This window comes from Nocardia grenadensis, from assembly GCF_050942415.1.
Taxonomy (GTDB): Bacteria; Actinomycetota; Actinomycetes; order Mycobacteriales; family Mycobacteriaceae; genus Nocardia; species Nocardia grenadensis.
On the sequence record NZ_CP192054.1, the window covers coordinates 1,261,783 to 1,273,459 of the forward strand.

Consider the following 11,677-nt stretch of genomic DNA (forward strand, 5'->3'; position numbering starts at 1 on the left):
TATTTTGCACAATGGCCGGTTAACTGTCGCTGAAGCGACCCCCGGCGGCCACAGAGCCGGAAACACCAGGTGCGAGCGGTCACACCGGCCGGGTGCCCGGCGAATCTGCGAACCCGGGCCGGCGCGGGCACAATGGACGGCGCATCCGGCGAAACGAGAGGGTTCATGACTTCGGGTAATACGGCTTCGGGCACTCCGGCGGGCGATCAGGCCACACGCTCCTTCTACGAGGCCGTCGGCGGGGCGGACACCTTCCACCGGCTGGTCGCCGCCTTCTATCGCGAGGTCGCCGCCGACGAAGTACTACGCCCCATGTACCCGGAACAAGACCTGGGCCCGGCCGAACGCCGGCTGCGAATGTTCCTGGAGCAGTACTGGGGCGGCCCCCGCACGTATTCCGACGAACGCGGCCACCCGCGCCTGCGTATGCGGCATATGCCGTTCGAGATCGGGCCGGTGCAGCGGGATGCCTGGTTGCGCTGTATGCGCATCGCGGTCGCCGAGATCGAGCCGCAAGCCCTGGACGACGAGCATCGGCGCCAGCTGCTCGACTATTTGGAGATGGCGGCGAATTCGCTGGTGAACGCGGCCTGGTGAGACCGCCGCGGGGTCGAGGCCCCCTCGGTCTCGCCGTTTCGGCCTCGAGACTCGAGCTTCGCTCATGCACTGTGCGGTGGGCCGTCCATGGAGGGCGACCTTTGAGCACCTTCGGCCAAGGGTCGAGACGGGCCTCAACCCTTCGAGGTATCCCGCAAGCCTCGACGCGGGTGGTCGCGTTGGTGGACGGAGGCTTGATCCCGGGTGTGACCTCGGGGTATGGGTGGTGTTACCGGTGACACGGGCTATCCGTCGGTGAACTACTACAGAGGATCGTCTACCTTTAGGGCGTGAGCATTCTCGAGACGGTGGCGATTTTCGCCGGTATCCCATTGGGGATCTACCTCATAATCGCTGGTTTGTCGTACCTCGGTAAGCCGCTGCCCGGTGAGAAGCCGGTCCACTTCGATATGAGCAAGAAGTGGACGGCCGCCCCGGTGCTGTGGAGTGCCACCGACGAGGTGACCGTTTCCGGTCACTCCTATGACGCCGGTGAGTCGTCGCACGGCTCGCATGTGGCGTTCGATGCCCTCGAGGCACCCAAGGAAGCACTGATCGGAGGCCGGGCAAGTGGCAAGTACTAAGTGGCCGGCGGTGGTCGAGTCCGAACTGCCGCGTGGATACGCGCTCACCAGCAGCGGCCGGGTCTCCGGGGTGCACGAGGCCGGTGACGTGTTCAAGGAGGCGCCGTTCGACAACAACGAGCGGCTGGCCATGGACAATGTGCTCACCGAGGCCACTCGCGCGACCAAGGTCCGGTTCAACGTCTTCATCGGCGATCTCGGTGTGGATCCCGCGGCCGCGGTGGACGCGCTGTTCCCCGATACTCCGGAGGCGGCACGTTCGGTGCTCATCGCCGTCTCCCCGAACGATCACGCCGTGGAGGTCCGCTCCGGCAGGGATGTGGCCGAGCGCGCGAACGACCGGGTGTGCCAGCTCGGGGTCACCGCCGCGCTGAGCTCGCTGCGGCAGGGGGAACTGATCGACGGGCTGATCTCGGCGGTGCGGGTGATGGCCGCGGCCATCGGCCGCTGACAACCTCCGGCCCGATGGCCGGGAGCATTCGAGACAGACGACAACGGCGCGTCCACCACCGGTGGACGCGCCGTTCGCCGTTTCCGGATCAGGAGATATCGAACGCGCGGGCGCGCAGTGACCGTTCGACCCCCGCTTTACCCTCGCTCACCAGGCGCCGCAGGGCGGGCGGGTGATCGGCGGCGAGGAACTCGTCGGCGCGGGCGACGGCGTCGTCACTGATATCCCAGGCCGGATACAGGCCGACCACCACGGTCTGCGCGACCTCACTGGACCGACGTTCCCAGACCGCGGGGATCTCGTCGAAGTACCGCGCCACGAACGGCGCCAGCAGGCTGTCCTGTCCGGCCGGTGCGAAACCGCCGACGATGGAACGGGCGGTGATATTGGGCACCGAATCGTCGCCGAGTACCTTGTCCCACGCCGCTTCCTTCACCTGCGGCTGCGGGCGCGCGGTGGCCGCGGTGGCCGCCTGCCGCCGGCCGGCCGCCGTTTCGTCGTTGCGCAGCTCGGCGTCGATGGCCGGGGTGTCCGGGCCGTCGGCGTCGATCTCCCCGGCCGCCGCGAGAGCGGTGAGCAACCGCCAGCGCAGGTCGGTGTCGACGGTCAGGCCGGGCAGGCCGACGGCCGCCGGATTACCGTCGAGCAGTTCGCGCAGCACCTCGCTGTGCCAGGCGGCCAGTTTGGCGCCGGTGAGGGCGTTGACGAACGCGAGCTGATGATCGGAGCCGGGCGCCGCTTCGCGCGCCAGCTCCAGCAGCCGGTTCGCGTACTCCGGCCAGCCGGTGCTCTCGGCCCAGGCCGGATCGGCGTAGCTGCGCAGGGTGGTGTTGGTCTGCATGAGCAGCCGCTGCACCACACCGATCTCGGTTTCCGCGCCGATGCCGCGCTGGACCAGCGCGACGAAATCGCGGGCGCGGAATTCGGCCTGCCGGGTCATCTCCCAGGCCGCCGACCAGGCGAGGGTGCGGGGGAGCGGATCGGCGATATCGGCGATCCGGTTCACCAGCACATCGAGCGAATCGGCGTCGAGGCGCACCGAGCAATAGGTGAGGTCGTCATCGTTGACCAGTACGAACTTCCCGCGTTCGGTACCGATCAGGTCGGTGACCTCGGTGCGCTCGGCGGCGTCCAGATCGAGTTCCACCCGCCGGGTGCGGACCAGTTTGCCGTCGCGGTCGTCGTAGACGCCGATGGCCAGCCGGTGCACCCGTCGTTCTCCGGCGCCGGGTGCCGCGCCCTCCTGGATCACCGCGAAGGAGGTGAACTTGCCGTCCGCGTCGACCTCGAAGTCGGGCCGCAGGATATTGAGGCCGGTGGTCTTCAGCCACTGGGCGCCCCAGGTGGACAGGTCACGCCCCGAGGATTTCTCCAACGCCGCCAGCAGATCGTCGAAGGTGGCGTTGCCGTAGGCGTGGTCGGCGAAATAGGCGCGCAGACCGGCCAGGAACGGTTCCAGCCCGACATAGGCCACGAGTTGTTTGAGCACACTCGCGCCCTTGGCGTAGGTGATGCCGTCGAAGTTCACCTCCACCGCCGCCAGGTCGGGGATATCGGCGGCGATCGGGTGGGTGGAGGGCAGCTGATCCTGCCGGTACGCCCACGATTTCTCGACATTGGCGAAGGTGGTCCAGGCACTGGTGTACTCGGTGGCCTCGGCCTGGCACAGCACCGACGCGAAGGTCGCGAAGGATTCGTTGAGCCACAGGTCGTCCCACCACTTCATGGTGACCAGGTCGCCGAACCACATATGCGCCATCTCGTGCAGTACGGTTTCCGCGCGCCGCTCGTAGGAGGCCCGGGTGACCTTCGACCGGAAGACGTAGTCCTCGAGGAAGGTGACCGCGCCCGCGTTCTCCATGGCACCGGCATTGAACTCCGGGACGAACAACTGGTCGTACTTCCCGAACGCGTAGGGGACGCCGAAGTTCTTGTGGTAGAAGCCGAATCCCTGCTTGGTTTCGGTGAACAGCCGGTCGGCGTCCATATGTTCGGCCAGCGAGGCCCGGCAGTAGATGCCCAGCGGGATATCGCCGTGGTCGTCGGTGTAGGTGTCGGTCCATTCGGCGTAGGGACCGGCGATGAGCGCCACCAGGTAGGTGCTCATGAGCGGAGTGGTGGCGAATCGGTGCTTTCCGCCGTCCACGGTGGCGGCGCCGTTGGAGATGACCTTCCAGTCCGCCGGGGCGGTGACCTCGATATCGAAGGTGGCCTTGAGATCGGGCTGGTCGAAGCAGGCGAACATCCGCTTGGCGTCGGCGGTTTCGAATTGGGAATAGAGGTAGACCGCGTCGTCGGCCGGATCGACGAACCGGTGCAGGCCCTCACCGGTGTGGGAGTACTCGCAGTCGGCCTCCACCACGAGTTCGTTGCGCTCGGCGAGGTCGGGGAGGGTGAGGCCGGTGGATTCGTCGTAGTCGCCGATTTCGAGCGGGGTGCCGTTGAGCACCGCCGAACGCACTCCCCGGGCAACGATATCGATGAAGGTGGACGCACCGGGCTTCGCGGTGAAGGTGACCGTACTGCGGGACAAGAACGTCTGCTCGCCCGGTTTCCCCGCCCCGTGTTCATCGGGGATGGGCGAGGGCCCCGCGTGGTTACGCTCCGCTACCGCCTCCGGGCCTGACTCGCCCATCCCGCCGGTCAGGTCGAGTTCGATGCGGTAGTTCTCGACCGAGACGACCTCGGCGCGTTCGATCGCCTGTTCGCGGGTGAGGTTCGGTGCGGACATCGGGCTCCTTCGAGGACACGAGTGCAACGGGCACGGGCGTTGTCCACAATGCCACGCCGGTAAGGTTGCCCGCGCGGGAGTCGATCTCGCCGGCCACACGATCAAGATCGGAGCGACAACGTGAAGCATGTGCACGCCGGAAAGGTGCGCGACCTGTACACCGACGGCGACACGTTGCTCTTGGTCGCCTCGGACCGGGTTTCGGTGTACGACGTCTCGTTGCCCACCCCGATCCCGGACAAGGGCGCCCTGCTGACGCAGCTGTCCAACTGGTGGTTCGAGTATTTCGCCGATATCCCCAACCATGTGCTCTCCGGGACGGACGTGCCGCCGGAGTTCGCGGGCCGGGCCGTGCGGGTGAAGCCGTTGAAGATGGTGCTGGTGGAGTGCGTCGCCCGGGGGTACCTGGTGGGCTCGGGATGGAAGGACTACCGGCGCACCGGTTCGGTCTCCGGGATCCGGCTGCCCGCGGGATTGCGCGAAGGCGACAAACTTCCCGAACCGATCTTCACCCCGACCACCAAGGTGTCCGATACGGGCCACGACGAGCCCATGACCTTCGGCGAGGTGGTCGCGCAAGAGGGTGCCGAGGTCGCCGCGCGGCTGCGTGATCTCACGCTCGACCTGTACTCCCGGGGTGCGGCCTACGCGGCCGAACGCGGTGTGATCATCGCCGATACGAAGGTCGAATTCGGCTGGGACGGTGATGTCCTCACTCTGGGCGACGAACTTCTGACCTCCGATTCCTCCCGCTTCTGGCCGGCCGCGGAATGGGAGCCCGGCCGGCCGCAGCGGTCCTTCGACAAGCAGTTCGTCCGGGATTGGGCCACCTCCACCGGCTGGGACAAGGAACCGCCCGGCCCGGAGATCCCGGCCGATATCGTCGCGGCGACCCGGCGCAAGTACGTCGAAGCCTATGAGCTGATCACCGGCCGCAGCTGGGGTTCGCCGGAGTCGTGAGGCGGGTGCCGGAGCCGGGCCGCTCGTAGGGTCAGGTAGTCGTATTCGGCTCGGCTACCGGTCCGGCCGGCCGCGTCGGTGTAATGGGCGATCGCCCCGGCGGTGTCGCCGGACATCTCGTAGAGATGAGCACGTACCGCGGCCAGCCGATGGGTGCTCCGCAGGGCCGTGTCCAGGTCGGCGACGAGTGCCAGACCGGCGTGCGGCCCATCCACCATGGCGGTCGCCACCGCCAGGTTCAGGGTGACCAGCGGGCCCGGTGCCACCCGCCCGAGCAGCAGATAGAGGCGCCGGACCGAGTCCCAGTCGGTATCGGTGTACCGGACCGCCTGCGCGTGGACTCCGGCGATGGCCGCCTGGATCCGGTAGGCGCCGGTGAGGCCGCGGGCCGCGGCGGCGGAGGCCAGCCGCAGGCCCTCGGTGATCGCGGCGCGGTTCCACCGGCGCCGGTCCTGTTCGGCCAACGGGACCAGCTCACCGTGTGGACCGGTGCGGGCGTCGCGGCGGGCGTCGGTCAGCAGCATCAGGGCGAGCAGGCCGCCGACCTCCGGGTCGTCGGGCAGCTGCCGCCGCAGCTGCCTGGTGAGCCGGATGGCCTCCATGGACAAATCGGCGCGCGCGAGCCGCGGGCCGGAGGTGCTGGTGTGCCCCTCGGTGAAGATCAGGTACAGCACGTGCAGCACCGCGGCGAGTCGTTGTTCCCACTGACCGGCGGCCGGCGGTGCGAACGGTCTGTCCAGTGCCGCCAGCCGGCGCCGGGCCCGGGTCAGCCGTTGTGTCATGGTCGCTTCCGGGATGAGGAAGGCGCGGGCGATCTCGGCGGTCGTGAGTCCGCCCACCGTGCGCAATGTGAGGGCGACAGCGTGCGCGGGGGTCAGTACCGGGTGGCAGCACGAGAAGAACAGGGTGAGTGTGTCGTCGTGTTCTCGATCGGCACCGGGCGAGTCCGGTATCGGCGGGTCCGCAGGCGTTGCCGGACCGGCGGACCGGCTCTGTGCGGTGACGAGCCATTCGCGCTCGCGCCGCGCGATATCGGCCCGGACGGCATCGGTGGCCCGGCGCCGGGCCACCGTCAGCAACCACGCGCCCGGATTGTCGGGGAGCCCGTCGGCACGCCAGCTGTGCACCGCCGCCAGCATTGCTTCCTGGAGCGCGTCCTCGGCCGCGGTGAAATCGCCGGACCACCGGAGGAGCGTGCCGAGGACCCGCGGCGTGAGGTCACGCAGCAGGTCCTCGATCGGATCACCGCCGTGGCGACGGGTACCGGTCACAGCTCGAAGGCGGGCGCGGACATGATCTGGCGGACCTCGATGTACTCGCCGATCGGCCTACCGCCGGGTCCGGGGGCCGCGGAGGCCCGCGCGGCGATCTCGACGGCCCGATCAGGGCTGTCGACATCCACGATCCAGTAGCCGGCCAGGAATTCTTTCGTCTCCGCCCACGGCCCGTCGGTCACCACCGGCGCTGAACGGCCGTCGGAACTGACCAGCCGTGCCTCGTCCGGGCCGCTGAGCCCCTGCGCGTCCACCAGCTCACCCGCCGCGGCCAGTTGGGCGCCGAGTGTGCGCTGGAATTCGATATGGGCGGCGATGTCCTCGGGCGCCCACTCCGGCAGCGGGGTATCGCAGTGGGCGGCCGCGGCGTAGGTCTTGATCAGCATGTACTTCACGGGTTCTCCTGGTTCCGGTCGCGCCCCGGTGGCGCGTTCACGAAGAAGTCGGAGCCGGGTCGGTGATTCCGACACAACCGAGTCGGGCTCGAGGTGATGTGGGTCACGGATCACAACGGTGTCGAACGGTCGGCCAGCCGGGCCGGGTCGACCGGCTCACCGGAAAGGATCAGCTCCTTGATCCGATCACCGACATCCCACACGTTCACATTCATCCCCGCCAGGACCCGGTGCTGGGGATCGAGCCAGAACGCGACGAATTCCCGGCCCTCGCGGTCACCGCGGACAACCACCTGCTCGTAGTCGCCGGGTGCGGCGAAGCCGGTGTACTCCATGCCGAGGTCGTACTGGTCGGTGAAGAAGTAGGGGAGCCGGTCGTAGGACGCGGCGCGGCCGAGCATGGCCGCGGCCGCTACCGCGGGCTGATTCAACGCGTTCGCCCAATGCTCCACCCGGATACGGCGGCCCAGGACCGGGTGATCCTGCTCGGCGATATCGCCCACCGCGACGATATTCGGATCACTGCTGGTCAGACTCGCATCGACGAGAATGCCGCTATCGGTCAGGAGGCCGGAATTCTCGGCGAGTTCGATATTCGGCTTCGCCCCCACCGCGACCAGTACCGTGTCCGCGGCGAATTCGGTGCCGTCCGTGAGCGCGACACCGGTCGCGCGCCCGTCCGCGGTGGTGATCTGCTGGACCTGCGCGCCGAAACGCAGGTCGACCCCGTGGTCGCGGTGCAGATCCGCGAATACCTCGCCCATTTCCGGGCCGAGCGCGCCCAACAGCGGCGCGGAGCCGGTTTCGAGGACGGTGACCGCCACCTCCGCGGCGCGCGCCGCCGCGGTGACCTCGAGCCCGATCCAGCCGGCCCCGATCACCACCAGGCGCCGCGTGGTGCGGAACAGTTCGATCAGGGCATCCGATTCCTCCAGCGTGCGCAGGGTGTACACACCCTCGGCGTCCGCGCCGGGAATGGGCAACCTCCGGGACTCCGCGCCCGTGGCCAGCGCGAGTCTGTCGTATTCCAGTGCCGAGCCGTCGGCGAGAGTGACGGTCCGGGCGGCCCGGTCGATCGAGGTGGCCTCCGTGCCCAGCCGCAGATCCACCGCGTTGTCCCGATACCAGGCCGAGGTCTCCACCGTGAACTCCTCGACCGGCTTCGTTCCGGCCAGGTACTCCTTGGACAAGGGCGGCCGCTCGTACGGCAGCCGCTCTTCCCTGCCGACCAGGGTGATGTGCCCGTCGAAATCGTTGTCCCGCAGCGCCCGGGCGACTTTCGCCCCGGCCAGTCCGGCGCCGACAATGAGGAAATGCTGCGCAGAGGTCATGGCTGATACTCCCTTGTGGTGGGTGGTTCCAGCGACGATCCGAATCCTCTGCCAGCCTACAAAGGGCAGCACCGATCTCCGGGCCGGATCGGGAACGAAAATCCATCCGCCGGGGTTGCTCGTTACAGCGCCCGTGTCCGGCGACCGGCCGGCACTGCGGCGGTAGCCGTGGCGGTGGGTGGTATCCACCGCCGACCCGTGGAGAGGAACGCAACGTGCCCGACTCGGCCGAGAAGAAGGACCTTGCCGAATTCTGGTTCGACCCCCTGTGCCCGTGGTGCTGGATCACCTCCCGGTGGATCCTCGAGGTCGCGAAGGTCCGCGATATCGAGACGCGGTTCCATGTGATGAGTCTGGCGGTGCTCAACGAGGGCCGCGATCTGCCGCCGGAGTACCAGGAGCTCATGACCTACGCCTGGGGGCCGGTCCGGGTGGCTGTCGCCGCGGCCGAACAGCACGGCGAGGAGATCCTGTCGCCCCTGTACACCGCGCTGGGGACCCGGTTCCACAATCGCCGCGCCGAGTTCGAGCGCGAGGACGACCGCTTGGGCACTTTCGCCGCGATCGTGGCGGACGCGCTCGCGGAGGCCGGGTTGCCGGCCGAATTGTCGGCCGCCGCCGAGAGCAGCGAATACGACGAGGCGCTGCGCAAGAGCCATCACGCCGGGATGGACAAGGTCGGTCCGGATGTCGGCACGCCGACCATCCACGTCAACGGGGTCGCGTTCTTCGGCCCGGTGCTCTCCCATATTCCGCGCGGTGAGGAAGCGGGCAAACTGTGGGACGCCGTGGTGACGCTCGCGGCCTATCCGCATTTCTTCGAACTCAAGCGCACCCGGGACGAGAGCCCGGAATTCGACTGAGCCGCGAGGTCGCGGTGTCCGCTCGAGGGCCGCGACCTGTCCGGTTCAGTACGAACCTTTCGACAGCGTGAGGGCGTCACCGGGCCCGGTCGCCGGTGGCCGTCCGGGCATCGGGCCGAATCGCTGCGGGCCCGGGCCGGGCCGCCAGAACAGCCTCCCGTGCCGGCTGCGATCGCGCAGCGCCCACATACGCCAGGTCAGCACGGGATGCGAGGTCGTCGCGTTGACCATCCAGACGAAGAATCCGCGCTCCTGGGCCGCGCGGTCGGCCATCTCATCGAATCCCACCAGCGAGTTCAGATACTTCCCGGCAGCCAGGGTGCCCATCGCGGCCGGTGCCCCCTGCGGCCGGTGGCAGTAGCCGTGGTTGTCGGCGGTGTACTCCTGGGCACGGATCAGCGAGTTGCCCAGGATCGGTAGGAACGGCGCCAGGAACATGCCGAGCTGTCGCCAATAGGAGGTGTGACCGGCCGCGATATGGCCTACTTCGTGACCGATGATGAAGGCCAGGGCGTCCGGCTCCCGGGCGGCGCCGCTGATCTCGAACAGATCGCTGTATACGACCACGTAGCGGCGGAAACCGTGCCCGGAGGCGAAGGCGTTGATCCGACCGTTGCCCAGCACCACGTAGGCGTCCGGGGCACTGGCCATGCCGAAGCGGGCCGCGGCCTCCTGCACCATCCGATATCCCTCGGGGAACTGGGAGGGTGACATCTTCACCCCGTTCACCCGCTGCGACGACAGGTTGACGCCGCGACCGAACCAGAGCAGCAGCGGGGCCGCCACCAGGATCAGGATGAACTGGTTGACCAGCCCGAGGAACAGGAACAGAAAAGCCAGCACATACGAGACAGCGGTGAGCAGTATCACCACGACCAGCAGCGGGATCTCCCAGCTGTGCCGGGCGGGCATTCCGAACGGCGACAGCCCGCGGGGCTCGTGCCGCGGCACCGGCGGTGGGGGGTATCCGCCCGGGAGCGGAACGGACGAGCCGGGATGGTCGGTGAGCCACGGGTAGGGCCCGGGCTCCGGTGTACTCGCGGACCAGGCGGCGCCGGGGCCGGATCCGGACGGCTGCGGAGGGTCGTGCGGCTGCATACCCACGACTCTAGGCAGTGAGCTGGTGAACCCGCCCGCCGTCGGCGCCCGGCAGGAGGCCTGACAGAATCGCAGCCATGCGCGTATACCTGGGTGCCGATCACGCCGGTTTCGAATTGAAGAACGCCGTCAAGGACCACCTGGAAAAGGCCGGTCACGAGGTCGTCGACTGCGGCGCCCTCGTCTACGACGCGCTCGACGACTATCCCGCCTTCTGCATCGAGGCGGCCCGCCGCACCGTCGCCGACCCGGGCAGCCTGGGCCTGGTCTTCGGGGGCAGCGGTAACGGCGAGCAGATCGCCGCGAACAAGGTGCCGGGTGCGCGGTGCGCGCTGGCCTGGAGCGTCGAGACCGCCCGCCTGGCGCGGGAACACAACAACGCGCAGCTGATCGGTATCGGTGGCCGGATGCACTCGCGCGACGAGGCACTGGCGATCGTGGACGCCTTCATCGAGACCCCGTGGTCCGACGAGGAGCGGCATCAGCGTCGGATCGATATCCTCGCCGACTACGAGAAGACCGGCGAACCGCCGGCGCTACCCGCCCACTGATCCACCGGGCGAGCGAGTAGTCGGGTGCCGGAAGGTCACACTCTGCACCGCCTCGCCCGCCGGCACGAACAGCGGCTGGCCGGCGCGGTGGTGCGGGTGACGAGCCCGCAGGGGAAGTTCGCGACGGGAGCCGCACGGGTAGACGGCCGGGTTCTCGTCCGCTCCGGGGCGTGGGGCAAACATCTGCTCCACGAATACGAGGGCGAGCTGTACGTGCACATCCACCTGGGCTTGTACGGCACCTTCAGCGAATCGGAGCTGCCGATGCCCGAGCCGGTGGGGCAGGTCCGGATGCGGCTGACCGGGCCGGGTCGCGACGGCCGCGGGTTCGGCACCGATCTGCGCGGCCCCACCGCCTGTGAGATCCTCACCCTGCCGGAGACCGAGGCGCTCATCGCCCGGCTCGGACCCGACCCGCTGCGCCCGGACGCCGACCCGGACCGGGCGTGGGCGCGGATCCGCCGCTCGCGGCGCAGTATCGGATCCCTGCTCATGGATCAGCGGGTGATCGCCGGCGTGGGCAATGTATATCGCGCGGAAGTACTGTTCCGGCACGGCATCTCCCCGCAACGCCAGGGCGCGGAACTGACCGCCGCGCAATGGTCGGCGCTGTGGGCCGACCTGGTCGACCTGATGCGCGTGGGTGTGCGTCGCGGAAAAATGCATGTGGTGCGGCCGGAGCACGATCACGGCGCGCCCTCCTATGCCGCGGACCGGCCGCGCACCTATGTCTACCGCCGGGCGGGTGAACCCTGCCGATGCTGCAGCGAACCGGTGCGGCATACGGTGCTGGAGGGCCGGAACCTGTTCTGGTGCACGCAGTGCCAGCCCGCCTGAGCCGC

At 68.6% G+C, this 11,677-nt stretch carries 12 protein-coding genes; 7 read left to right on the forward strand and 5 right to left on the reverse strand.

The genetic code is table 11. The features are described 5' to 3' along the window. Positions 1 to 165: 165 nt before the first annotated feature. From ACQPYS_RS05630 to ACQPYS_RS05640, 3 genes are all read left to right on the forward strand, one after another. A complete protein-coding gene (locus ACQPYS_RS05630) occupies positions 166 to 597 on the forward strand; it encodes a globin (protein ID WP_063042400.1) in 432 nt (143 codons plus the stop codon). Positions 598 to 887: 290 nt separating this feature from the next. Beyond that, complete coding sequence (gene ctaJ, locus ACQPYS_RS05635; protein ID WP_431941530.1) at positions 888 to 1,181, forward strand: aa3-type cytochrome oxidase subunit CtaJ; 294 nt, start codon at positions 888 to 890, stop codon at positions 1,179 to 1,181. Then, entirely contained in the window at positions 1,168 to 1,632 is a 465-nt protein-coding gene (locus ACQPYS_RS05640) for a DUF5130 domain-containing protein (RefSeq protein ID WP_063042404.1), read from the forward strand. Before ctaJ ends, ACQPYS_RS05640 begins: the two co-directional genes overlap by 14 nt. An 88-nt stretch (positions 1,633 to 1,720) precedes the next feature. Here ACQPYS_RS05640 and pepN read toward each other — a convergent pair whose 3' ends face one another. Further along, on the reverse strand, positions 1,721 to 4,363 hold the full coding sequence (pepN, locus tag ACQPYS_RS05645; protein ID WP_433491880.1) for an aminopeptidase N: 2,643 nt from the start codon (positions 4,361 to 4,363) through the stop codon (positions 1,721 to 1,723). Positions 4,364 to 4,483: 120 nt separating this feature from the next. Here pepN and ACQPYS_RS05650 point away from each other — a divergent pair, with 120 nt between their 5' ends. Then, on the forward strand, positions 4,484 to 5,323 hold the full coding sequence (locus ACQPYS_RS05650) for a phosphoribosylaminoimidazolesuccinocarboxamide synthase (protein ID WP_433491881.1): 840 nt from the start codon (positions 4,484 to 4,486) through the stop codon (positions 5,321 to 5,323). Here the strand turns inward: ACQPYS_RS05650 and ACQPYS_RS05655 are convergent. The 3 genes from ACQPYS_RS05655 to ACQPYS_RS05665 all read right to left on the reverse strand — a co-directional run bounded on the left by ACQPYS_RS05655 (position 5,278) and on the right by ACQPYS_RS05665 (position 8,323). After that, the gene (locus ACQPYS_RS05655) at positions 5,278 to 6,594 is read right to left on the reverse strand and encodes an RNA polymerase sigma factor (RefSeq protein ID WP_433491882.1); all 1,317 of its coding nucleotides are present in this window, start codon (positions 6,592 to 6,594) and stop codon (positions 5,278 to 5,280) included. The two genes, ACQPYS_RS05650 and ACQPYS_RS05655, sit on opposite strands and share 46 nt — an antisense overlap. Then, positions 6,591 to 6,992, reverse strand: a complete 402-nt coding sequence (locus ACQPYS_RS05660; protein ID WP_433491883.1) for a YciI family protein — start codon at positions 6,990 to 6,992, stop codon at positions 6,591 to 6,593. The genes ACQPYS_RS05655 and ACQPYS_RS05660 overlap by 4 nt, the downstream gene beginning before the upstream one ends. A gap of 110 nt (positions 6,993 to 7,102) precedes the next feature. Then, the gene (locus ACQPYS_RS05665) at positions 7,103 to 8,323 is read right to left on the reverse strand and encodes an NAD(P)/FAD-dependent oxidoreductase (RefSeq protein WP_433491884.1); all 1,221 of its coding nucleotides are present in this window, start codon (positions 8,321 to 8,323) and stop codon (positions 7,103 to 7,105) included. 215 nt (positions 8,324 to 8,538) lie between these two features. Here ACQPYS_RS05665 and ACQPYS_RS05670 point away from each other — a divergent pair, with 215 nt between their 5' ends. Further along, the gene (locus ACQPYS_RS05670) at positions 8,539 to 9,186 is read left to right on the forward strand and encodes a mycothiol-dependent nitroreductase Rv2466c family protein (protein WP_433491885.1); all 648 of its coding nucleotides are present in this window, start codon (positions 8,539 to 8,541) and stop codon (positions 9,184 to 9,186) included. 45 nt (positions 9,187 to 9,231) lie between these two features. On the opposite strand, the gene ACQPYS_RS05675 is transcribed toward ACQPYS_RS05670, so the two are convergent. Further along, positions 9,232 to 10,284 carry a M48 family metallopeptidase gene (locus ACQPYS_RS05675; RefSeq protein ID WP_063042459.1) on the reverse strand — a complete coding sequence of 351 codons (1,053 nt, stop codon included), beginning with the start codon at positions 10,282 to 10,284 and terminating at the stop codon, positions 9,232 to 9,234. Positions 10,285 to 10,361: 77 nt separating this feature from the next. Between ACQPYS_RS05675 and ACQPYS_RS05680 the strand changes: the two genes are divergently transcribed. Next, on the forward strand, positions 10,362 to 10,835 hold the full coding sequence (locus ACQPYS_RS05680; protein WP_431941522.1) for a ribose-5-phosphate isomerase: 474 nt from the start codon (positions 10,362 to 10,364) through the stop codon (positions 10,833 to 10,835). A 24-nt stretch (positions 10,836 to 10,859) separates the two neighbouring features. Beyond that, on the forward strand, positions 10,860 to 11,672 hold the full coding sequence (locus ACQPYS_RS05685) for an Fpg/Nei family DNA glycosylase (protein WP_433491886.1): 813 nt from the start codon (positions 10,860 to 10,862) through the stop codon (positions 11,670 to 11,672). The last annotated feature ends 5 nt before the right edge of the window (positions 11,673 to 11,677 follow it).

What these genes read in the sequence shown, in the direction of transcription:
- pepN (WP_433491880.1), bottom strand. Translation starts at nt 4,363, where the DNA reads ATGTCCGCACCGAACCTCACCCGCGAACAGGCGATCGAACGCGCCGAG.
- ACQPYS_RS05665 (WP_433491884.1), bottom strand. Translation starts at nt 8,323, where the DNA reads ATGACCTCTGCGCAGCATTTCCTCATTGTCGGCGCCGGACTGGCCGGG.
- ACQPYS_RS05675 (WP_063042459.1), bottom strand. Translation starts at nt 10,284, where the DNA reads ATGCAGCCGCACGACCCTCCGCAGCCGTCCGGATCCGGCCCCGGCGCC.
- ACQPYS_RS05630 (WP_063042400.1), top strand. Translation starts at nt 166, where the DNA reads ATGACTTCGGGTAATACGGCTTCGGGCACTCCGGCGGGCGATCAGGCC.
- ACQPYS_RS05680 (WP_431941522.1), top strand. Translation starts at nt 10,362, where the DNA reads ATGCGCGTATACCTGGGTGCCGATCACGCCGGTTTCGAATTGAAGAAC.